16 protein-coding genes, 1 pseudogene and 1 other annotated feature are annotated in these 21327 nt (G+C 48.7%); of the genes and pseudogenes, 10 read left to right on the top strand and 7 right to left on the bottom strand.

Annotation, left to right across the window (positions count from 1 at the left end; genetic code table 11):
- Nucleotides 1–350: 350 nt before the first annotated feature.
- The gene (topA, locus tag A6301_RS01275; RefSeq protein ID WP_234256903.1) at nucleotides 351–2951 is read right to left on the bottom strand and encodes a type I DNA topoisomerase; all 2601 of its coding nucleotides are present in this window, start codon (nucleotides 2949–2951) and stop codon (nucleotides 351–353) included.
- A 325-nt stretch (nucleotides 2952–3276) separates the two neighbouring features.
- Here topA and A6301_RS01270 point away from each other — a divergent pair, with 325 nt between their 5' ends.
- Nucleotides 3277–3546, top strand: coding sequence for a YciN family protein (locus A6301_RS01270; RefSeq protein ID WP_107170395.1), 270 nt, complete (start codon nucleotides 3277–3279; stop codon nucleotides 3544–3546).
- A gap of 55 nt (nucleotides 3547–3601) precedes the next feature.
- Here the strand turns inward: A6301_RS01270 and sohB are convergent, their stop codons facing one another.
- Nucleotides 3602–4648 (bottom strand): protease SohB, encoded by a 1047-nt coding sequence (gene sohB / locus A6301_RS01265; RefSeq protein WP_107170418.1) that lies wholly within the window; start codon nucleotides 4646–4648, stop codon nucleotides 3602–3604.
- A gap of 352 nt (nucleotides 4649–5000) precedes the next feature.
- Between sohB and A6301_RS01260 the strand changes: the two genes are divergently transcribed.
- Both A6301_RS01260 and cobO read left to right on the top strand, forming a co-directional pair.
- Nucleotides 5001–5762: a YciK family oxidoreductase gene (locus A6301_RS01260; protein WP_215483072.1), complete on the top strand. Its 762-nt coding sequence runs from the start codon at nucleotides 5001–5003 to the stop codon at nucleotides 5760–5762.
- Between the two features lie 19 nt (nucleotides 5763–5781).
- A complete protein-coding gene (gene cobO / locus A6301_RS01255) occupies nucleotides 5782–6372 on the top strand; it encodes a cob(I)yrinic acid a,c-diamide adenosyltransferase (RefSeq protein ID WP_107170396.1) in 591 nt (196 codons plus the stop codon).
- Between the two features lie 59 nt (nucleotides 6373–6431).
- Here the strand turns inward: cobO and rluB are convergent, their stop codons facing one another.
- The 4 genes from rluB to A6301_RS01235 all read right to left on the bottom strand — a co-directional run bounded on the left by rluB (nucleotide 6432) and on the right by A6301_RS01235 (nucleotide 11066).
- Nucleotides 6432–7316 (bottom strand): 23S rRNA pseudouridine(2605) synthase RluB, encoded by an 885-nt coding sequence (rluB, locus tag A6301_RS01250; protein WP_107170397.1) that lies wholly within the window; start codon nucleotides 7314–7316, stop codon nucleotides 6432–6434.
- A gap of 161 nt (nucleotides 7317–7477) precedes the next feature.
- The gene (locus A6301_RS01245) at nucleotides 7478–8098 is read right to left on the bottom strand and encodes an L-threonylcarbamoyladenylate synthase (protein WP_014699930.1); all 621 of its coding nucleotides are present in this window, start codon (nucleotides 8096–8098) and stop codon (nucleotides 7478–7480) included.
- Between the two features lie 141 nt (nucleotides 8099–8239).
- Nucleotides 8240–9124: a PHP domain-containing protein gene (locus tag A6301_RS01240; protein ID WP_165800670.1), complete on the bottom strand. Its 885-nt coding sequence runs from the start codon at nucleotides 9122–9124 to the stop codon at nucleotides 8240–8242.
- Between the two features lie 103 nt (nucleotides 9125–9227).
- Complete coding sequence (locus tag A6301_RS01235; RefSeq protein WP_234256902.1) at nucleotides 9228–11066, bottom strand: glycosyltransferase; 1839 nt, start codon at nucleotides 11064–11066, stop codon at nucleotides 9228–9230.
- A gap of 316 nt (nucleotides 11067–11382) precedes the next feature.
- On the opposite strand from A6301_RS01235, the gene A6301_RS01230 reads away from it, so the two are divergent.
- The 7 genes and pseudogenes from A6301_RS01230 (at nucleotide 11383) to A6301_RS01200 (ending at nucleotide 20424) form a co-directional block, all read left to right on the top strand.
- A complete protein-coding gene (locus A6301_RS01230; RefSeq protein ID WP_234256901.1) occupies nucleotides 11383–12420 on the top strand; it encodes an AraC family transcriptional regulator in 1038 nt (345 codons plus the stop codon).
- A gap of 167 nt (nucleotides 12421–12587) precedes the next feature.
- Nucleotides 12588–12692: a sequence feature (Trp leader region), on the top strand.
- 31 nt (nucleotides 12693–12723) lie between these two features.
- A complete protein-coding gene (locus tag A6301_RS01225) occupies nucleotides 12724–14286 on the top strand; it encodes an anthranilate synthase component 1 (protein ID WP_234256900.1) in 1563 nt (520 codons plus the stop codon).
- A pseudogene (gene trpD, locus A6301_RS01220) lies at nucleotides 14286–15931 on the top strand (bifunctional anthranilate synthase glutamate amidotransferase component TrpG/anthranilate phosphoribosyltransferase TrpD). Before A6301_RS01225 ends, trpD begins: the two are co-directional and overlap by 1 nt.
- A 7-nt stretch (nucleotides 15932–15938) precedes the next feature.
- Nucleotides 15939–17300, top strand: coding sequence for a bifunctional indole-3-glycerol-phosphate synthase TrpC/phosphoribosylanthranilate isomerase TrpF (gene trpCF / locus A6301_RS01215; protein ID WP_205542383.1), 1362 nt, complete (start codon nucleotides 15939–15941; stop codon nucleotides 17298–17300).
- A gap of 19 nt (nucleotides 17301–17319) precedes the next feature.
- Complete coding sequence (trpB, locus tag A6301_RS01210) at nucleotides 17320–18513, top strand: tryptophan synthase subunit beta (RefSeq protein ID WP_205543345.1); 1194 nt, start codon at nucleotides 17320–17322, stop codon at nucleotides 18511–18513.
- On the top strand, nucleotides 18513–19319 hold the full coding sequence (trpA, locus tag A6301_RS01205) for a tryptophan synthase subunit alpha (RefSeq protein WP_107170403.1): 807 nt from the start codon (nucleotides 18513–18515) through the stop codon (nucleotides 19317–19319). Before trpB ends, trpA begins: the two co-directional genes overlap by 1 nt.
- 385 nt (nucleotides 19320–19704) lie before the next feature.
- Nucleotides 19705–20424 (top strand): oligogalacturonate-specific porin KdgM family protein, encoded by a 720-nt coding sequence (locus A6301_RS01200; RefSeq protein ID WP_107170404.1) that lies wholly within the window; start codon nucleotides 19705–19707, stop codon nucleotides 20422–20424.
- Nucleotides 20425–20555: 131 nt separating this feature from the next.
- On the opposite strand, the gene ompW is transcribed toward A6301_RS01200, so the two are convergent.
- Entirely contained in the window at nucleotides 20556–21188 is a 633-nt protein-coding gene (gene ompW, locus A6301_RS01195; RefSeq protein ID WP_234256899.1) for an outer membrane protein OmpW, read from the bottom strand.
- Nucleotides 21189–21327 lie beyond the last annotated feature (139 nt).

Raw genomic sequence — 21327 nt, 5'->3', positions numbered from 1 at the left:
TGCCGCCTTCCTGCAACTCGAATTATTTGGGATATATTGACCTTGATTACGCCTTAATCGTCCGGCGCATATTTCCATCAATTAATGTCATTTAATCATAAAAACTATTTTTATATAACCATATTTACATGATTAGCGCGATAAAGAACGCAGCGCGTGCGATTATCACCGAGGTAAACCGCATGATTCTCTATCACGGATCAACAATCCTTACGCTACCGCAAGACTATCCTCATATACCTGTTTTAGCAGGATATTTTTTAAGATAAAAAAAGCCAGCCTCGCGGCTGGCTCGATTTGGCTATTTTGGACGCACAAACACAGCGGTGCATCAGAGTGACAGAAAGGGATTACTTCTTCCCTTCAACCCATTTCCCGTCAATATAAAACGCCGACCAGCCCGTTGCCTTGCCGTCTTTTTCTGACGAGACATATTGCTGTTTGGTCTTACGGCTGAAACGCACCTGCGTTTTATTGCCATCTTTATCGACCACCGGCGCCTCGGCCAAATAGCGCAGTTTTTCTGGCAAACGATCTTTAAATCGCACCAGTTCTTCTACCAGTGGTGCCCGCGTTTCACGAGATTTCGGGAACGTGTTGGCGGCAAGGAACACCCCTGCTGCACCGTCACGCAATACGAAATACGCATCGGACTTCTCACAAGGCAGCTCAGGCAGCGGCACGGGATCTTCTTTCGGTGGCGCAACATCGCCATTACGCAGGATCTTACGCGTGTTACTGCACGTTTCGCCGGTGCATGCCATGTATTTACCGAAGCGCCCCATTTTGAGATGCATTTCGGAACCACATTTCTCACACTCAACGACCGGACCATCATAGCCTTTGATGCGGAATTCGCCCGCTTCGATCTCATAGCCATCACAGGCTGGATTATTCCCGCAAACATGCAGTTTACGCTGATTATCAATCAGGTAGCTGTCCATCGCCGTACCACATTTTCCACAGCGACGACGAGCACGCAGCGCATTAGTTTCGGCCTCATCACCTTCTAACACGTTCAGCACTTCAGTTTCTGGTATCAGATTGATTGTGGTTTTACAGCGCTCTTTCGGCGACAGTGCATAGCCAGAACAGCCCAGAAACACCCCAGTACTGGCGGTACGAATTCCCATCTGACGAGAGCAGGTCGGGCAGTCTATGCTGGTCAACACCATCGCATTGGGGCGCATACCGCCTTCTTCAGGGTCCTGTTCTGCCTTTTCCAACTGCTGGCTAAATTCGTCGAAGAATTCATCCAGCACGGCTTTCCATTCCGCCTGATTATTAGCAACCTGATCGAGACGGCTTTCCATCCGCGCGGTGAAATCGTAGTTCATCAATTCACGGAAGTTTTCTTCCAGGCGATCGGTAACGATTTCCCCCATTTTCTCAGCGTAGAAACGGCGATTTTCCACCCGTACATAGCCGCGATCCTGAATGGTTGAAATAATTGAAGCGTAGGTTGAAGGGCGACCAATACCGCGTTTTTCCAGCTCTTTAACCAGAGAAGCATCGCTGTAACGTGCCGGCGGTTTGGTGAAGTGTTGCCCTGGCAGCAGTTTCTGCAACGATAGCGCTTCGCCCACCGCCACACTCGGCAATGTACGATCTTCATCATTTTTACGCAGCGCTGGCATAACTTTCGTCCAGCCATCAAAACGCAGCGTACGGCCTTTGGCACGCAGTTGATAATCTGCCGCTTCCACGATTAGCGTGGTGGAGTCGTATTGCGCTGGCGTCATTTGACAGGCGACGAACTGACGCCAAATCAGCTGATACAGCTTCTGTGCATCGGCTTCCATATCTTTCAGGTTGTCAGCCAACACACCCACATCAGAAGGCCGAATGGCTTCGTGCGCTTCCTGCGAATTTTCTTTGCTGCTGTAGACGGTTGCCGCCTCCGGCAGATAGCGCTTGCCGAATTCTTCGCTGATATAACCACGCACCATCGTCAATGCATCCTGACTGAGGTTCGTGGAGTCGGTACGCATATAGGTAATGTAGCCCGCTTCGTACAGACGCTGCGCCATCATCATGGTCTTTTTTACACCAAAGCCGAGGCGTGTGCTGGCAGCTTGTTGCAGCGTTGATGTGATGAACGGCGCACCGGGTTTGCTGCTGGTCGGTTTATCTTCACGGTCAGCAACCACATAGCGTGCGTTTTCAAGCAGGCTGACTGCCGCATGCGTTTGATCTTTATTAACGGGCTTAAACGGTTTGCCGTTGTGGTGCGTTACCTGCATTTGCAGTTGAATATCGCTGCCCGCCAGCAAGTCGGCGTGCAATTCCCAATATTCTTCCGGCACGAACGCTTTAATTTCACGCTCGCGATCGACAATCAGACGCACCGCAACCGACTGCACGCGTCCGGCAGACAGTCCACGCGCAATTTTTTTCCACAACAGTGGGGAAACCATGTAACCCACTACGCGATCCATAAACCGACGCGCCTGCTGTGCATTAACCCGGTCAATATTCAACGTGTCTGGTTTTTCAAACGCCTGCGTAATGGCATTTTTCGTGATTTCGTTAAACACCACACGACTGAAACGCCGATCGTCACCACCAATGATTTCCCGCAGGTGCCAGGCAATGGCTTCCCCTTCGCGGTCAAGGTCGGTTGCGAGATAGATGTGGTCAGCATTTTCCGCCAGTGTTTTTAGTTCGGAGACAACCTTCTCCTTACCCGGCAGTATTTCGTAGTTAGCCTTCCAACCATGATAAGGATCGACGCCCATACGATTAACCAGCGCAGATTTTTCATCCTTTTTGACTTTCTTTTTCGTTTTATCTTTAGTCGCTGAGTCCGCGCTCTTTTTACTGACTGAGCCACTCGTCGGCAAATCGCGCACATGACCGACGCTGGATTTCACCACGTAGTCATTGCCTAAATACTTATTAATCGTTTTGGCTTTTGCCGGGGACTCGACGATAACGAGAGCTTTACCCATATGTACTATTACCTGCTGAATTCTTCTGAAAATCAGATATTTTTCGGGGCATCCAGAGCGGATTCTACTGACTGCGCAAAATCCCACACTCTACCTGATAAATACTGCCACGCAACCTAATTAGCATGGGGACGCTGTTTTATCCGCTTCCTGCCACACTGAATATCGGCAGGTAAGCCCCTAAAATGTAGCCTATTTGCCTCATAATCTGCGCTTTACGCTGAAACCGTATCGCAGTACCCTTTCTCTCGATGCAGTTTTGGAACAAGCGTTGTTGATATAGTGTAATTCCCCCTTTTTCAAGGGACGTACAGGAGTAGCAATCATGTCACCTGAATATCAGGTTAACGAAGAAAAACGTCCGATTAGCCGCCAGAACTTATTAGTTGAAGCCAATGACATCATTAAACACCACGATGATTACTTGCATGGCATGGTCGCAGATAGCGTAGAGCAAAAAAACGGCGTATTGGTTTTTCGCGGTGAGTTTTTTCTCGATGCGAACGGAATTCCGACGTTAAAAAGCACCGCTGTATTTAACATGTTCAAACACCTTGCGCATGTTTTATCCGAAAAATATTACTTGGTCGATTAATGTAAATGCCCGCAAAGTCGCGGGCATTTTATCGTGTCGCGCTTTACTACCGCGACTAAAGCAGAGGCTTTGAACCACGCTGCCACCAACGTAGCATCAGGCGTTCTGCGGTATCGCCCGCGCTACCCGTCAGGCGATCCAGCAGGCGTTTACGGCGCGTATAGCGCACGCTTAATACTTCATGATTCGCCATTTCGGCGATGAGCAGATCGTCACTGGTGCCGATCGCATCTATCAATCCCAACTCTTTCGCCTGCGTGCCAAACCAGTGCTCGCCCGTCGCGACTGAATCAATATCCAACGATGGACGCATTTGCTGCACAAAGTCTTTAAACAGCGTGTGCGTTACATTCAGATCTTCACGGAATTTCTCACGACCTTGCTCCGTATTCTCACCAAACAACGTCAACGTACGTTTGAATTCACCGGCAGTATGTAACTCAACATCGATATCTTTGTTTTTCAGCAAACGGTGGAAATTGGGGATTTGCGCTACAACACCAATAGATCCCACAATAGCAAAAGGAGCCGCGACAATACGATCGGCCACGCAGGCCATCATATATCCGCCACTGGCCGCGACTTTATCTACGGATACTGTCAAACGTACGCCACCTTGGCGCAGACGTTGTAATTGCGACGCGGCCAGACCATAGCCGTGTACCACACCACCAGGACTTTCCAAACGCAGTAACACTTCGTCTTTCGGCTTCGCTACAGCGAGCACGGCAGAAATTTCTTCACGCAGCGAACTGACTTCACCTGCATCCATACTGCCGTTGAAATCGAGAACGTACAGGCACGGTTTTACACTTTTCTCTTCGCCACGTTTGGCACGCTGTTTATCTTGCTTCGCCGTTTCTTTTTCTTTCTTTTTTTCTTGTTTAGATAACAGCTTGCGCTCAGTGTCGCTCATACAGGCTGTCTGCATTTCACGCTGCATTTCCTGATATTGCTCGCCCAGATTCGTGACCTGCAACTCACCTTTATGCGGGCGCTTACGCTGTGTCATCCCGAATGCCAGAACGACTAACGCACCAATAGCCACCACAATGGTGAGCACCTTCGCCAGGAATAAACCGTACAGAGAAAGTAATTCCACAAACACCGTCCTCATTGACTGAGCATTAATTAATATTGGCTAACCAGCCAACTATAGCGCTGACGTCACGCGCCATTCCCTTCCTATAACCTAACTGATGGCACACAATATGGCGATGTTATTCCTGTGGTTTCTCTATCTATTGCCGATTTTTACAACAGTCCAGGGACAAATAGAGGCAGTCTCATTGAAAACCTGCAACATTTGAGGCATAACACCCCCATCCACCCTGCCCGGATACGCCTTCATCTGACGTTCCGAGTTGCGCGCCCTATCTCGTCGCGCCGATAGTCGATGGCAGGTCTATTATCTGAAGCGTGGCGGCTCTGCGCCACGGCAAGAGGAATTTATTGTGCATTACCAGCCTAAAACTGATTTACTGCAAAATCGCATCATTCTGGTCACTGGTGCGGGTGACGGCATAGGCCGTGAAGCCGCGCTGACCTACGCCCGCTATGGTGCTCACGTCATCTTATTGGGGCGGACAGAAAGTAAACTACAGGCGGTTAAGCAGCAAATAGAGCAGGAACACGGTACGACGGCACACGTCGTTGTCTGCGATATGTTGGCCTTATCCTCTGCGCAGTGCTTTCAGTTGGCGGATGAACTGGCGCAGGTTATACCGCATCTGGATGGCGTCCTCCATAACGCCGGATTGCTTGGGGAAATCGTCCCTGTCGTACAACAAACACCTGAGATCTGGCATCAGGTTATGCAGGTCAACGTCAACGCAACCTTTATGCTGACGCAGGCGCTGCTGCCGCTGTTACTGAAATCTCCCTGCTCCTCTCTGGTTTTCACCAGTTCCAGCGTCGGCCGCGAAGGTCGCGCCAATTGGGGAGCCTATTCCGTATCCAAGTTCGCAACGGAAGGTTTAATGCAGGTACTGGCCGATGAATATCGTTCGCACAATCTGCGGGTGAACTGTATTAATCCCGGCGGAACGCGTACGGGTATGCGTGCGTCAGCGTTCCCCAACGAAGATCCGATGAAGCTGAAGACGCCGGCAGATATTATGCCGCTGTATCTCTACCTGATGGGCGATGATAGTCGCCGCAAGACGGGGATGAGTTTTGATGCTCAGCCGGGCAGAAAAGCCGGTCCAGCCGAATAACAAGAGAAGAGCACGCACGATGAGCGATGAACGCCACCAACAACGCCAGCAACGCCTGAAAGAAAAGGTCGATGCCCGCATTGCCGCCGCGAATGAAACGCGCGGCATCTTGATTGTTTTCACTGGTAATGGGAAAGGGAAAACGACAGCAGCGTTTGGGACCGTCACACGGGCGATAGGCCACGGATTGCGGGCTGGCGTGATTCAATTTATTAAAGGTGAATGGCCAAACGGCGAAAAAAACCTGCTGCAACAGCATGGCGTGGAATTTCAGGTCATGGCGACCGGTTTTACCTGGGAGACGCAAAATCGCCAGACGGATACCGAAGCAGCACAGAACGTCTGGCTGGCGGGTAAACGCATGCTGGCCGACCCACAGCTTGACCTCGTAGTCTTAGATGAACTGACGTATATGGTTAGCTACGATTATCTGGATTTAAGTGACGTTGTCACGGCATTAACGCAGCGCCCTGCTGGACAGACCGTCATTATTACCGGCCGCGGTTGCCATCGTGAGTTGCTGGAAATGGCCGATACCGTGACAGAGATGCGCCCGGTAAAGCATGCGTTTGATAGCGGGATTCAGGCACAGCAGGGAATTGATTGGTAAACCAGCTATTAGCGATCGCGGGCAACGAAGGCTGCCCGCGAAGCGTATGGAGAAAAAGACTAGCCGTTGCGTTTTGGCTTTGGCGATGTGCGACGTGCAGGAGCACTGTTAATCTGGCTGTGACGTTTTACCGCACGGCGGATCTGGTTCGCTTTCACCCGACGGCGCTCACGCTCAACCGGCAGTTTCGATACGGTTTCTACCGGAAGCTGCACTAACTCACGCAGATAGTTCAGTTGTTCAAGCGGCATTTCTGCCCAGCCACCGCGTGGAATACCTTTTGGCAAGGTAATATCGCCGTAACGCACGCGAATCAGGCGGCTCACCTGCACGCCAACGGCTTCCCACAGACGGCGAACTTCACGATTACGCCCTTCTGTCAGCGTCACGTTATACCACTGGTTTAAACCTTCACCACCCTGATAGCGGATAGTGCGGAACGAGGCCGGGCCGTCTTCCAACTGTACACCTTTGCTCAGTTGCTTGATCTTTTCGTCATCAACCTCACCGAAGACCCGCACGGCATATTCACGCTCAACCTCACGGCTGGGGTGCATCAGGCGATTGGCCAGTTCACCGTCGGTCGTGAACAGTAGCAGACCAGAGGTGTTCACATCCAGACGCCCTACGGCAACCCAACGGGAGCCCTGAATTCTCGGCAAACGGTCAAACACCGTTGGACGCCCATCAGGATCGTTACGGGTGCACAGCTCGCCTTCTGGTTTGTAATACACCAGTACGCGGCACACGGTTTCTTCGGTTTCCTTAACGGTAACCACATGACCATCAATACGGATTTTGGTGGCTTTTGTCACTTCAACGCGATCGCCCAGTGTGGCAACCTTGCCGTCAACGCTGACGCGTCCAGCCTGAATGATACCTTCAATTTCGCGGCGTGAGCCATGTCCGGCGCGCGCCAGAACTTTTTGTAACTTTTCGCTCATTGAGCAACCTCTAGTGTCGCCTTCCCAGGCGTCGGGGGGAGTCATAACTGCGTATAAAATTCAGCAAGTTACGTAAAAATCATACCTAATATTCAATGCTGGCGCGATTATACCGATCTTCGCGCCATTTGTATTCTCATTGTTACCACGCGTCGCTGCACTTATAAGAACGGCGTAACATCACCGGTGCCTTCACGAGCGACGCGTGGCACAGATTCGGTCAGGTCGATAACCGTCGTAGGCTGTTGACCCAGAGAACCACCGTGGATAATCAAATCTACCAATTTTCCCAATTCTTCCTGAATTTCTTCTGGATCGGATTCGGCGAAATCATTTCCCGGCAGCATCAGCGTCGTCGACATCAACGGTTCATTCAGCGCGGCCAGCAAATCCAGTGCAATAGGATTAGACGGCACGCGCAGGCCGATTGTTTTACGTTTTTCATTCATTAAGCGACGAGGAACCTCTTTCGTCGCTTTCAGAATAAACGTGTAATTACCCGGCGTATTATTTTTAATCAACCGAAAAGCCGAGTTATCAACATGGGCATACGTCGATAGTTCGGACAAATCGCGACACATCAGCGTGAAGTTATGATCGCTACCCAGATCGCGAATCCGGCAGATACGTTCCAACGCGTTCTTTTCACCCAGCATACAACCCAACGCATAGCCGGAATCCGTTGGATAAACAATCACCCCGCCTTTATGCAAAAACTCCACCGATTGGTTGATTAATCGTGGTTGCGGATTCTGCGGATGAATATAGAAAAACTGACTCATGGCCTACCTCGTGCGTCTGACATTACACGGCGTTACGCATCCCACACCGCGTCATAGTGCAATAGGGTTATTATAGAACGTGTCGGTGGTAAAAGATTGTTATTTCATGAAATAGCGATGCCATTACGCGGTAATGTTCAGCTAATTTGCCAATAATGGATGATGCCAAACTGGCTCGACGTCGGCAGGCAGCCATAGCTTACGCCCCAGCTCAATCCAGGCGCAAGGCAGGTGGAAATCCGATCCTTGCGATGCCATCAGGTTGAAATCTCGCGCATAACAGGCAAGCTGTGTCCGTTCATCCGGCGCCTGTTGGCACTGCGCGACTTCCATTGCGAGCCCGCCGCTTTCTGCAAACATGGCTAGCAAACGTTTTAACCATTTGGCCGTCAGATCGTAGCGCCCTGGATGGGCTAACACGGGCACACCGCCGGACTGATGAATCGCCTCGATAGCTTGTGGGATGGTGCACCATTGCGGTGGCACGTAGCCGATTTTGCCTTTCGCCAGATATTTTTTGAACACCTGATTCATGTTTGCCGCGATACCCAGTTCGATCAGATAACGCGCAAAATGCGCCCGTGTAATCTGCCCTCCCGTTGCCAGACGCTGCGCGCCAGCCAGCGCATCGGGAATGCGGGATTTTTCCAACCGGGCGGCGATCTGTTCCGCCCGACTCTGCCGGTTATCCGCCTGCTGTTGCAGCAATCCATTTAACGCGGGATGAGTGATATCCATCCCCAATCCGACAATATGAATCTCATGATTTTCCCACAGCGTGGAGATCTCCACGCCGGAAATCAGCCTCAGCGGCAACGCATGTTGTGCAATCGCATTCCGTGCTTCTTCAAGCCCTGCGGTCGTGTCGTGATCGGTAATAGCCAGTACACTTACCCGCATGTCTACTGCCCGATTGACCAACGCCGTCGGCGTTAAAAGGCCATCAGACGCCGTAGTATGGCTATGCAAATCATACAGTGGGAATGACGCTATCGATTGTGAATCTTCTGGCACAGGCCTATCCATTAACAAGAATCATGCGAAGGCCGCATGATGCCATTAATAGGAGGAAAAGGGTAATTCTCATCTATCTCTGCGTACCCTTTTCTCTCCTTTCCCTGCGAGATTTTTAAGGTGCTTCCAAGATACGCAAATTGTTTTCCAATAAAAAAGCCACAAACAACGCACACAGGAAACTTATCCCTTTAATAAAGCATGCAATACCTGTAAGGAAAACAAAATCATTATAGCCAGAATGATTTCCAGATAATAAAAAAAACGAATATAAGAAAAAAAAGCCACTCATTGTCACCTCTGTTTTTGATGCGTGCAAGGCACGTTTAATGCTCTTCGAATTTTCAAATTTATTTGTCCTGTCCCATTTTATTGAAAGACCAAACAGAGATGAAATGACTCCGTAAATAAAAGTCCACTCTAACGCCCGAGCCATAATCCCATGATAAAAAACTGGAAGAAGTCTTGAGCAATTAAACATTCTAAAATAGGCCATTTTTTCAACAAAGGTGCTTATCAACATGCATAAAAAGAAAACAACCACTTCATAAGGCATAGATAAATAAACATTTTCATTCAAGAGGAAAAAGCTCATCATCACCATAATATGAAGTGATACTAGCGAAAGAATGGGTTTAACTCTAGATGTGCTATGCCTAATTTCCATAATTCTTTGATTGAGGGTCATTTTATTTTCACTGGAAAAACCAAAATACAGTCGCCAATGTTTAAGTAATTGTTGAACAGGCCCCGCAGTCCATCTGATTTGCTGTTTTTTCATATCAGAAAAAGTGGTGGGAATCAGTCCTCTTCCTACGGTATCGGCAAATACATAACCTATATATCCTTGCGCATGCATTCTCACTGCAAGCTCGGAATCCTCTGTCAATGCGGTTTCATCCCATCCTCCTACCTTCTCCAGTATATTTCTCCTCAAAATACACATCGTCCCGACGGTAAATGCAGCGTTAATTTCGGTATATGATGGCAGCTCTATTTTATGAAATAGTGTCCAAAAGTAATAGGCACCTTCCATAACATGGCTTGATTGATGATTATAGTAATCATGACTAGTCTGAACAAAGCCGACGTTTTTATCTTTAAATATTCTGACATAACGTCGAATGAAATCTGGTTCAGTAATATAATCCGCATCAATAACAGCGATTAAGTCAGTATCAGAAGACGTAATTTTTAATGCGTAATTCAGCGCTCCAGCTTTTGCTCCTGCAAGTACAGGAATATGATAAAATCTGAATTTCTTACCCAACATGTCACAATGCTTTTTCACCGGTTTCCAGAGTGCTTCATCCTGAGTGTTATTATCTATGACGATAACTTCATAATTGTCATAATCTAATGCAAAAATACTATTAAGTGTATTAATTACTATTTCAGGAGGTTCTGAATAACAAGGCAGGTGAATAGTGACTTTTGGTGAATAGACCTCACCACCATCCTGAATATGCGTCACTTTTTTATTTCGCTTAAAATTAAGATAAAACAAAGAGTTTTGAGAAAATGGGAAATAATAAAATGAATAAATCGACGTTATTATCGAAAATGAAAAGATAGTAATAAAAATGGCCTGAAGGTCATGTTCGACAAACATCTCATAAAAAGAAAGTGCATAACTGAGCAGACATAAAATCAACGTAGTACTAATTGCGGTAAGACCCGAACCGAACGAAGTTATCATTCCTGAGTATCTGAACCATGTGAAAGAGATCATACTGCCGACGAAGAACAGTACCAAAAAATAAATAAAAGGCCACGATGACAGGGAAGATGCCGCCATAAATAGCAGAAAAAAGACCAGCATCAATACGTTGACATTGGTCTTCTCACCATAGTTTCCTTTTGAAAAAATATATAGTGACACAGATCTTATCATCACCAAAAAAGCCGCAACATATAAAACCCCGCCTCTATCAAGAGAAATAAATTCAAACATTAAAAATCCCATTAAAAAACATTTGAAATAATCAGGGAGTGATAATTATCACAAAATAATATAGTGGCATCACAACGCCCTGGTAATTATAACCATCATGGTTAACTCAGCATTAATATCTTACTCACCAACTTATGATTAATGACAAATGATGACATTATTTTGATTATCTATGTCAAAAAAAACTTCCACATATGACAATGCTTATCAATGACACTGTTTTGCCATTAAATGACATTTTTGATAAATTAAATTTGATCTCATGAAGTTACTTATTGGATGAGATAAAAAACAATAAAACAAGGAGTATGCCATCATGTATGTAATAAGAAGAAAATATATAACATCATTAGAGAGTATATTAAAAAAGGAAGGGATAAATGTAGACGCACTATCAAATGATACAACAATACGCGACAGGGGTGAAGAAAGTGGTGGTGAATTCACCAGTGTTTATAACATTCAAGCGTTGCTTAACATTGCCTATGCCAGTCAGGGAAAAGAAAGTTTTGGGCTACTATCTTATGAATATTTTCATCCTGGTGATTATGACATTGTTAATTATATTATGATGAGTAGTGACAATCTATTACATGCCCTTGAATGCCTTTGCCGTTTTTCCAGACTGTTATACAGCGGATGCCAACTAACGTTAGATAAAAAAAACACAAATACATACTGTATTGGATTTACTTATCTCTATCCACAAGATAAAAACAAAGAAATCACCCGCCAATTTCATGAATTAACAGTCGCCAGTTTACTGGCTTATTGCCAGTGGCTCACTGTGGCTAATTTTACTCATTTCTCTTCCATGGAGTTTAGTTATCCACAACCCTACAGCATAAGAAAATATGAAACGCTATTTGCTTGCCCAATGACCTTTGGCACAGATCGAAATCGTGTTTATCTGAATGCAGAAACACTGTTAATGCCATTAGTTACGTCCAATGCATCACTTTTCAAGTTGCACGAAAAACACGCAACCTACTTGATCGACATTCTTTTTAATAAAACAATAAAGGGCCGGGTAAGAGACAGCATTAGCAAAAAACTAGAAGCCGGTTCATGCAATATTCATTCGGTCGCATCTGACCTCTTTATGGCTCCACGGACATTACAGAGGCGTCTGGAAGAAGAAGGGGCTTATTTCAAGGATATACTTGAAGACGTTAAAATGAATCTTGCAGAATATTACCTCATCTATAGCCAATACTCACTTTCTCAAGTTGCTGAATTGGTTGGATATAAAGAGCTCAGCAGCTTCCACCGAGCATGCCTACGCTGGTTCGGGTCATCTCCTGGATTCTTTCGCGAAAGAGGTGGCAGGAAAGCATGCTTGCCCAGGAAATGACATAACGGTTGCCTTTTTATGATGTAAAGCCTGGATAAAATAATCCTATTGCAGGTGTTGACATTTTATCGTCGAACCAGTTAACTAGTACGCAAGCTCGGTACACAAACACGGTGTCCGCAATAAACAGTGAGACGATGATAATGGCAACGCAGAAAATGATGAAGCATGCTTGGTGGCGCTCTTCCCTATCGCGGGTGGACTAATCACGCATCGCTGTTATCACACATGCAGATATTCCCAAACCCGCTTAACTAAGCGGGTTTTTTATTTGATGGGCACAACATTAAACGGGTAGCAAGAATGCAAACAACACAACCGAAACTGGAACTGCTGCGTACCGAGGCCGTTTACCGTAACGACCCCAGCGCCATCTTCCATCAGCTCTGCGGTGCCAGACCTGCCACGTTGCTGTTAGAATCAGCTGAAATCGACAGCAAGGAAAACCTGAAAAGCCTGTTAATTATTGATAGCGCACTACGTATCACCGCTCTCGGCCAGCAGGTTTCCGTTCAGGCATTAACCGCAAACGGTGCCAGCCTGCTGCCATTATTGGATGCCGCACTGCCTGCGGAAATTATTAATCAACCGCGTCCGAACGGTCGCGAGCTCACCTTCCCACTGGCCGACGCCATGCAGGATGAAGATGCACGCCTGCGTTCGCTGTCCGTATTTGATGCCTTACGCCAGATTCTAACGCTGGTTGCCTGCCCGACGGACGAACGTGAAGCCATGTTCCTTGGCGGTCTGTTCGCCTACGATCTGGTCGCCGGGTTTGAAGCATTGCCGGCGTTGAGCCAGCAGCAGCGTTGCCCCGATTTTTGCTTCTATCTGGCAGAAACCTTGCTGGTGCTTGACCACCAAAAACGCGTAACTGCCCTGCAAGCCAGCCTGTTTACGCCAAACCACAGCGAAAAGCTGCGTCTGCAACAGCGTCTGGAACAGTTGCAACTTCAACTTACCCAGCCCGCTCCTGCGCTGCCGCGTCAGTCTATCGAAGACATGACGCTGAGTTGCAACCAGAGTGATGAAGCCTTTGGTGACGTTGTCAGCCAGATGCAGGAAGCTATCCGCATCGGTGAAATTTTTCAGGTCGTGCCGTCACGCCGTTTCTCTTTACCCTGCCCTTCACCGCTGGCCGCTTACCAAACGCTGAAAGATAGCAATCCCAGCCCTTACATGTTTTACATGCAAGATCAGGATTTCACGCTGTTTGGTGCCTCACCGGAAAGCTCGCTGAAGTACGATGCCGACAGCCGCCAAATCGAAATCTATCCCATTGCAGGTACTCGCCCGCGCGGCCGCCGTGCCGATGGTTCGTTGGATCGCGATCTCGATAGCCGCATTGAGCTGGAAATGCGTACCGACCATAAAGAACTGGCCGAACACCTGATGCTGGTAGATTTAGCCCGTAACGATCTGGCGCGCATCTGCCAGCCAGGCAGCCGTTACGTCGCTGACTTGACCAAAGTTGATCGTTATTCCTTTGTGATGCATCTGGTGTCGCGCGTGGTGGGTACACTGCGTGAAGATTTGGATGTTTTGCACGCTTACCGCGCCTGCATGAATATGGGCACGCTGAGCGGTGCACCGAAAGTACGGGCCATGCAGTTGATTGCAGAAAGTGAGAAAACCCGACGCGGCAGCTACGGCGGCGCGGTGGGCTACTTCACTGCTCATGGCGATCTGGATACCTGCATCGTTATTCGCTCCGCCTATGTCGAAGACGGTATTGCTACCGTTCAGGCCGGTGCGGGCGTGGTTCTTGATTCTAATCCGCAGGCCGAAGCCGACGAAACTCGCAATAAAGCCCGCGCGGTACTGCGAGCTATTGCCAGTGCGCACCATGCAAAGGAGATCTTCTGATGGCCGACATCCTGCTGCTCGATAATATCGACTCATTCACCTACAACCTGGTGGATCAACTGCGTGCCAGCGGCCATCAGGTCGTGATTTACCGTAACCATCTGCCTGCCGACGTCATCATTGCGCGGTTACAGCAAATGGAAAAACCGATTTTGATGCTCTCTCCCGGCCCTGGCACACCAGCGGAAGCAGGCTGCATGCCGGAACTGCTGCAACGTCTGCGCGGTCAACTGCCAATCATTGGTATTTGCCTCGGCCATCAAGCCATCGTGGAAGCCTACGGCGGCCATGTCGGTCAAGCGGGTGAAATCCTGCATGGCAAAGCGTCTGCCATTGACCACGATGCCAGCGGCATGTTTAGCGGTTTACCGCACCCGCTGCCCGTTGCGCGCTACCACTCGCTGGTCGGCAGCAACATTCCTTCTACGCTGACCGTCAACGCGCACTTCAATGAGATGGTGATGGCCGTGCGTAACGATGCGGATCGCGTTTGCGGTTTCCAATTTCATCCTGAGTCGATCCTGACCACACACGGCGCTCGGCTGCTGGAACAAACGCTTGACTGGGCGCTAGCTTAACGAGGGATACGATTATGCAACTGTCTTCTGCGACTTTGGAACCGTCTACTGCTCAGGATGTATTTATCATGCAAAACATACTGGAAAAATTATACCGCGCGGAAAACATCAGCCGTCAGGAAAGTCAGGCGCTGTTTGGCGCCATTATCCGCGGTGAACTGGATGCCAGCCAGCTGGCAGCAGCGTTGATTAGCATGAAAGTGCGCGGTGAGCATCCCGATGAAATTGCGGGTGCCGCTACGGCATTACTGGCCGATGCTCAGCCATTTCCTCGCCCCGACTATTTATTTGCCGATATCGTCGGCACCGGCGGTGACGGTACAAACAGCATCAACATCTCAACCGCCAGCGCATTCGTTGCTGCCAGCTGTGGCCTGAAAATCGCCAAGCACGGCAACCGCAGCGTCTCCAGCCGTTCTGGTTCATCCGATTTGCTCTCTGCTTTCGGCATTAAGCTGGATATGAGCGCACAGGACTCACGCCAGGCGCTGGACGATTTGGGCGTGTGTTTCCTGTTTGCTCCGCAATATCACCTGGGTTTCCGCCATGCCATGCCAGTGCGTCAACAACTTAAAACCCGTACCGTTTTCAACGTGCTGGGGCCGCTGGTTAACCCGGCTCGTCCGCCGCTGGCGCTGATTGGCGTGTATAGCCCAGAATTGGTTCGCCCTATCGCTGAAACGCTGAAGGTGCTGGGCTACCAACGTGCAGCAGTGGTACACGGTGGCGGGATGGATGAAGTCGCGATTCATGCGCCAACACAGGTTGCAGAGTTACATAACGGCGAGATCGAAACCTACGAACTGACACATCGCGACTTCGGTCTAGAGGCATACCCGCTGTCGGCATTACAAGGCGGAACACCGGAAGAAAATCGTGACATTCTCGCGTCGCTGCTACAAGGTAAAGGCGAACGCGCACACGCCGCTGCGGTTGCCGCCAACGTTGCGTTGCTTCTGAGATTGTTCGGGCAAGAAGATCTGCGCCAGAATGCGCAACAGGCACTTGAAGTCATTCATAGTGGACAGGCTTATCAGCGCGTTGTCGCCCTGTCCGCCAGAGGATAATAGAACCATGCAGGAAACCGTATTACATAAAATTGTGCGTGATAAAGCCCTCTGGGTTGCAGAACGTGAGAAAGCACAGCCGCTGGCCTCTTTTCAACATGAGATCGTTCCCAGCCAGCGCGACTTTTATCAAGCACTGAAACAGGATAAACCTGCCTTTATTCTGGAATGTAAAAAGGCATCGCCGTCGAAGGGATTGATTCGCGATGATTTTGACCCGGTGGCAATTGCTCAGGTCTATAAAGATTATGCGTCCGCTATTTCCGTTTTAACCGACGAGAAGTATTTCCAGGGTGACTTTGCCTTTCTGCCTCAGGTCAGCGCCGCGGTACACCAGCCCGTGTTGTGCAAAGACTTCATTATTTCACCCTACCAGATTTATCTGGCGCGCTACTATCAGGCCGATGCCATTCTACTGATGCTGTCCGTGCTGGACGACGACCAGTATCAGCAACTGGCCGAGGTGGCGCACAGTCTGAAGTTAGGCGTGTTGACGGAAGTCAGTAATGAAGAAGAGCTACAGCGTGCCATTCAGCTCGAAGCGCGCGTCGTCGGGATCAACAACCGTGACCTGCGCGATCTCTCTATTGATCTCAACCGTACCCGGACACTCGCACCGCGTCTGCCTGCTGGCGTAACCGTGATCAGTGAATCCGGTATCAACCGCCATGCGCAGATTCGTGAACTCAGCGCCTTTGCTCAGGGATTCTTGATCGGCAGCTCACTAATGTCCGAGCCGGATCTGAACGGTGCAGTACGCCGCGTGATTCTAGGTGAAAACAAAGTCTGTGGCCTGACGCGTGCAGCAGATGCACAGGCCGCCTATCAGGCGGGTGCGCTCTACGGCGGGTTAATCTTTGTCGCCAGTTCTCCGCGCTATGTTGACGTCAAACAAGCTACCGATGTCATTGGGGGAGCACCACTGCGCTATGTCGGTGTTTTCCGCAACGCGCCCGTCGAACACATCGTTGCTATCACGACGCCGTTGGGGTTAGCCGCCGTTCAACTGCACGGCGATGAAGATCAACAGACCATCGACCGGCTGCGCCAGCAATTACCTGCGACGTGCCAAATTTGGAAAGCGCTGAGCATCACAGATGTGCTGCCAGAACGTAATCTTATCCACGTCGATCGCTATGTGTTTGATAACGCTCAGGGCGGCAGCGGTAAAACGTTCAACTGGTCACTGCTGGCCAATCAGTCACTGGATAACGTGTTGTTAGCCGGTGGCCTGAATAACGATAACTGCGCCCTGGCGGCACAGCAAGGTTGCGCAGGACTGGATTTCAATTCCGGGGTGGAAAGCGAACCGGGAAAAAAAGACTCACATAAAATTGCTGCGGTTTTTGCGACATTACGTCAGCCGTAACACTAAAACAGACGGGAAAATTATGACATTACTCAACCCTTACTTCGGTGAATTCGGCGGACAATTTGTTCCGCAGATCCTCATCCCGGCGTTACGCCAGTTAGAAGAGGCTTTCGTCAGCGCACAAAAAGATCCTGAATTTCAAGCCGAGTTTACCGATCTGCTGAAAAACTATGCAGGTCGTCCAACAGCGTTAACCCTGTGCCAAAACCTGACGGCAGGAACGAAGACGAAGTTGTACCTAAAGCGTGAAGATCTACTGCACGGCGGCGCGCACAAGACGAATCAGGTACTTGGACAAGCATTGCTGGCTAAACGCATGGGCAAAAGCGAAATCATCGCTGAAACCGGCGCAGGCCAACACGGCGTCGCGACGGCGCTGGCTTGCGCCCTGCTTGGCCTAAAATGCCGCGTTTATATGGGAGCAAAAGACGTTGAGCGCCAGTCGCCGAACGTGTTCCGCATGCGTTTGATGGGGGCGGAAGTAATTCCGGTTCACAGCGGTTCTTCCACGCTGAAAGATGCCTGCAACGAAGCGCTACGTGACTGGTCTGGCAGCTATGAAACGGCACACTATCTGCTGGGAACGGCTGCTGGCCCGCATCCTTATCCAACGATCGTACGCGAATTCCAACGCATGATTGGCGAAGAGACGAAAGCGCAGATCCTGGAAAAAGAAGGTCGCCTGCCGGATGCCGTTCTAGCCTGTGTCGGCGGCGGCTCGAACGCCATTGGGATGTTCGCTGATTTTATCGACGACACTGACGTCCGTCTTATCGGCGTTGAACCCGGCGGGTTAGGCATTGAATCTGGGCAACACGGTGCACCGTTAAAACATGGCCGCGTCGGTATCTATTTCGGCATGAAGTCCCCGATGATGCAAACGTCTGACGGACAAATTGAGGAGTCGTACTCTATTTCTGCCGGACTGGATTTCCCGTCCGTAGGGCCACAGCACGCCTACCTGAATAGTATTGGTCGTGCCGACTATGTCTCGATTACCGATGATGAAGCGCTGGATGCCTTCAAAGCACTCTGCCGTAATGAAGGTATTATTCCCGCGCTGGAATCCTCCCACGCATTAGCACATGCCTTGAAGATGATCAAAGCAGAGCCGGAGAAAGAGCAACTGCTGGTGGTCAACCTGTCAGGTCGGGGTGATAAAGACATCTTTACCGTGCACGATATTTTGAAAGATCGGGGAGAAATGTAATGGAGCGCTACCAACAGCTATTTGCACGCCTGTCAGAGAAAAAAGAAGGCGCGTTCGTCCCGTTTGTCACGCTGGGCGACCCATCCCCTGAGCAATCACTGAAAATTATCGATACGCTGATTGCTGCGGGTGCTGATGCGCTGGAATTAGGCGTGCCCTTTTCTGACCCACTGGCGGATGGCCCAACCATTCAGGCAGCTAATCTGCGCGCTTTCGCCGCAGGCGTCACGCCAGAGCAATGTTTTGAGATGCTGGCGACTATACGTCAGAAATACCCAGAAATTCCGATTGGCCTGCTGATGTATGCCAATCTGGTCTTCAGCAATGGTATCGATGAATTTTATCAGCGTTGTGCCGAGGTTGGCGTTGATTCGGTTTTAGTGGCAGATGTTCCCGTGGTGGAGTCGGCTCCTTTCCGTACGGCAGCGCTACGGCACGGTATTGCCCCTATCTTTATCTGCCCGCCTAATGCTGATGATGAGCTATTACGCGAGATCGCCTCTTATGGCCGTGGCTATACCTATCTGGTGTCACGCGCAGGCGTGACAGGAGCAGAAAAACGCGCCCAACTACCGCTGAATCATCTGGTTGCCAAACTGAATGCGTATCATGCTGCCCCACCACTGCAAGGATTTGGCATTTCCGATCCAACTCAAGTGCGAGAAACATTAGCGTCAGGTGCCGCGGGGGCTATTTCTGGTTCTGCGATCGTGCGGATTATTGAAAAAAATCTGAACCAGCCCAGCTTAATGCTGTCAGAGTTACACACCTTTGTGAGTGAAATGAAAGCAGCTACGCGTTCATAACACGTTTCAGGCGCGCGATTTGTACTTAGCGCAAGCAATGTCGCGCGCCGAATAGTGTTTCAAATTATTTCTTATTTTACTGGCAGGAAATATATTCAATAATTATTTAATTTCCAAATTTCAATAATTGTAAGAAAAGTTTTCAAATTGAAATAATTATTTAATTCCACATCAAATAAATAAATTAATTTCCCAGTATTTTTTAATCCGCATAAATCCCACGAATAAAACACGAAGAGAATCACAGAATTGAGATCATTTAAAATTTTCTCTTTTTGAAGATCTTGTTCACATTACTGTAAGATAGAATAAATAGAATGAAATCGCTGAACAAAGTGGCAGCGCGTTTTTTAAATAATAATTCTCTTCAACATGGGATAATAAAATGAAAGTTAAAATATTGACGATGATGGTAACTTCCTTAATCAGCTTAAGCTCCATGGCTGTTACGATTGACTATCGTCATGAGATGAATGATTCAGCAAAAAACGACCATAAAGATCGCCTGCTGATGTCCCACCGTTTTGACAACGGCTTTGGCCTGTCAATGGAAGCAAAATGGGGTCAATCAGACGCCGATAAAACACCAAATAAACCGTATAACGAGCCAGTCAGCAACGGTACTGAAGTTACCGCTAGCTACCAGTACAAGTTCGACAAAACCTTTGGCGTTGAAGCGGGCTTAAACATGGTGTCCTCTTCAAAAGACAACAACTACCGCCCTTATGTCAAAGGTACGGCTAACATTACCGACTCACTGTACTATGGTCTGCGCTACCGTGCATCTTACCTGCGCAAAAGTGACAGCATCGGTACTACAGCCCCTTCCGACATGAAAGGTTATACCATCACCAGTACGCTGGGTTATAAACTGCCTGCGAACTTTGTGGTTGAATACGAATTTGAATACGACAAGAAAACCAAAGCCGGTTCTGTTGGTTACCTTGCCGACAACGACAACTACGGCCTCACTCATAACGTTAAATTAGCGTACAAATATGACAAAAACTGGACGCCTTACGCTGAAGTCGGCAACGTAATTGGCAGCAAAACGACTGACGAGCGTCAAACTCGTTACCGCGTTGGTGTGCAATACAATTTCTAATGGCTAACGCCATATAGAAAATAGATTTAATAGCAAATAGCGTTCTTTTTATTGGTTTGTTATTTCCTGTCTATAAAAACGGCGAAGTTATTCACTTCGCCGTTTTTTATTCTTCATATTTAACTATCAAATCAGAAGCGGTAGCCTACACCAAACATAAAGGCCCACGGATCAAGTTTAGTATGGATACTTTGCTGAGCGTTACCGGCTTTAAATTTCACATCGGTATCAATATCCATCCACCATACGGACATGTTTACTAGCCAATTCTTGTCCAGGTTGTAATCCAACCCAGCCTGCGCTGCAATACCCCAGGAATTTTTCAGGCTCAGATCGCTCAAACCCGCACCTTTCCCCGTATCATTGAATTTCTCGTCGAAGAACATCGTGTAGTTCAGACCAACGCCTAAATAAGGGCGTAACTTATCTTGAGCATCGCCAAAATAATACTGTGCTACCAGTGACGGTGGCAGGTGCTTAACTTCCGCAATTGTTCCCGTACCCGGTGTGCCAACCTTGTGTTTGAACGGCGTAGCGGCGAGCAATTCAACACCAATGTTGTCCGTCACCATGTAGCTGAAAGTCAGACCCAGTTGAGTATTGTTGCTAACCTGAAACTCCCCCAACCCCAGCACGTTGTCCGAGCTTTCAGCAGGACGCACAGTAGCCGCTCCCGCCCGAACAATAAAATCCCCCGCTTGATGAGCCTGCGCAAATGCAGGCATGAGTGCCGCTGCCAACAATAAGAAAGATGTTTTTTTCATTACCCACTCCATTTATAGGGTTTAAATTTCGAGCAAAAGATACCCCTAAATAGGTATTATTGTTTTAAGCCAGATCACATCCTTTAAAGGTTTTACGTTCAAATTGAACTAAATCACTTATCACTAACTAATTAAAATT

Source organism: Pectobacterium sp. IFB5596, from assembly GCF_021432585.1.
Lineage (GTDB): Bacteria > Pseudomonadota > Gammaproteobacteria > Enterobacterales > Enterobacteriaceae > Pectobacterium > Pectobacterium punjabense.
The sequence above is the reverse complement of the archived record's forward strand: the minus strand, read 5'-3'. Positions and strand labels throughout refer to the sequence as shown.

What these genes read in the sequence shown, in the direction of transcription:
- A6301_RS01240 (WP_165800670.1), bottom strand. Translation starts at nt 9,124, where the DNA reads ATGGATAGGCCTGTGCCAGAAGATTCACAATCGATAGCGTCATTCCCA.
- trpCF (WP_205542383.1), top strand. Translation starts at nt 15,939, where the DNA reads ATGCAGGAAACCGTATTACATAAAATTGTGCGTGATAAAGCCCTCTGG.
- rluB (WP_107170397.1), bottom strand. Translation starts at nt 7,316, where the DNA reads ATGAGCGAAAAGTTACAAAAAGTTCTGGCGCGCGCCGGACATGGCTCA.
- topA (WP_234256903.1), bottom strand. Translation starts at nt 2,951, where the DNA reads ATGGGTAAAGCTCTCGTTATCGTCGAGTCCCCGGCAAAAGCCAAAACG.
- A6301_RS01235 (WP_234256902.1), bottom strand. Translation starts at nt 11,066, where the DNA reads ATGTTTGAATTTATTTCTCTTGATAGAGGCGGGGTTTTATATGTTGCG.
- ompW (WP_234256899.1), bottom strand. Translation starts at nt 21,188, where the DNA reads ATGAAAAAAACATCTTTCTTATTGTTGGCAGCGGCACTCATGCCTGCA.
- A6301_RS01225 (WP_234256900.1), top strand. Translation starts at nt 12,724, where the DNA reads ATGCAAACAACACAACCGAAACTGGAACTGCTGCGTACCGAGGCCGTT.
- A6301_RS01200 (WP_107170404.1), top strand. Translation starts at nt 19,705, where the DNA reads ATGAAAGTTAAAATATTGACGATGATGGTAACTTCCTTAATCAGCTTA.
- A6301_RS01230 (WP_234256901.1), top strand. Translation starts at nt 11,383, where the DNA reads ATGTATGTAATAAGAAGAAAATATATAACATCATTAGAGAGTATATTA.
- A6301_RS01245 (WP_014699930.1), bottom strand. Translation starts at nt 8,098, where the DNA reads ATGAGTCAGTTTTTCTATATTCATCCGCAGAATCCGCAACCACGATTA.
- A6301_RS01270 (WP_107170395.1), top strand. Translation starts at nt 3,277, where the DNA reads ATGTCACCTGAATATCAGGTTAACGAAGAAAAACGTCCGATTAGCCGC.
- cobO (WP_107170396.1), top strand. Translation starts at nt 5,782, where the DNA reads ATGAGCGATGAACGCCACCAACAACGCCAGCAACGCCTGAAAGAAAAG.
- trpA (WP_107170403.1), top strand. Translation starts at nt 18,513, where the DNA reads ATGGAGCGCTACCAACAGCTATTTGCACGCCTGTCAGAGAAAAAAGAA.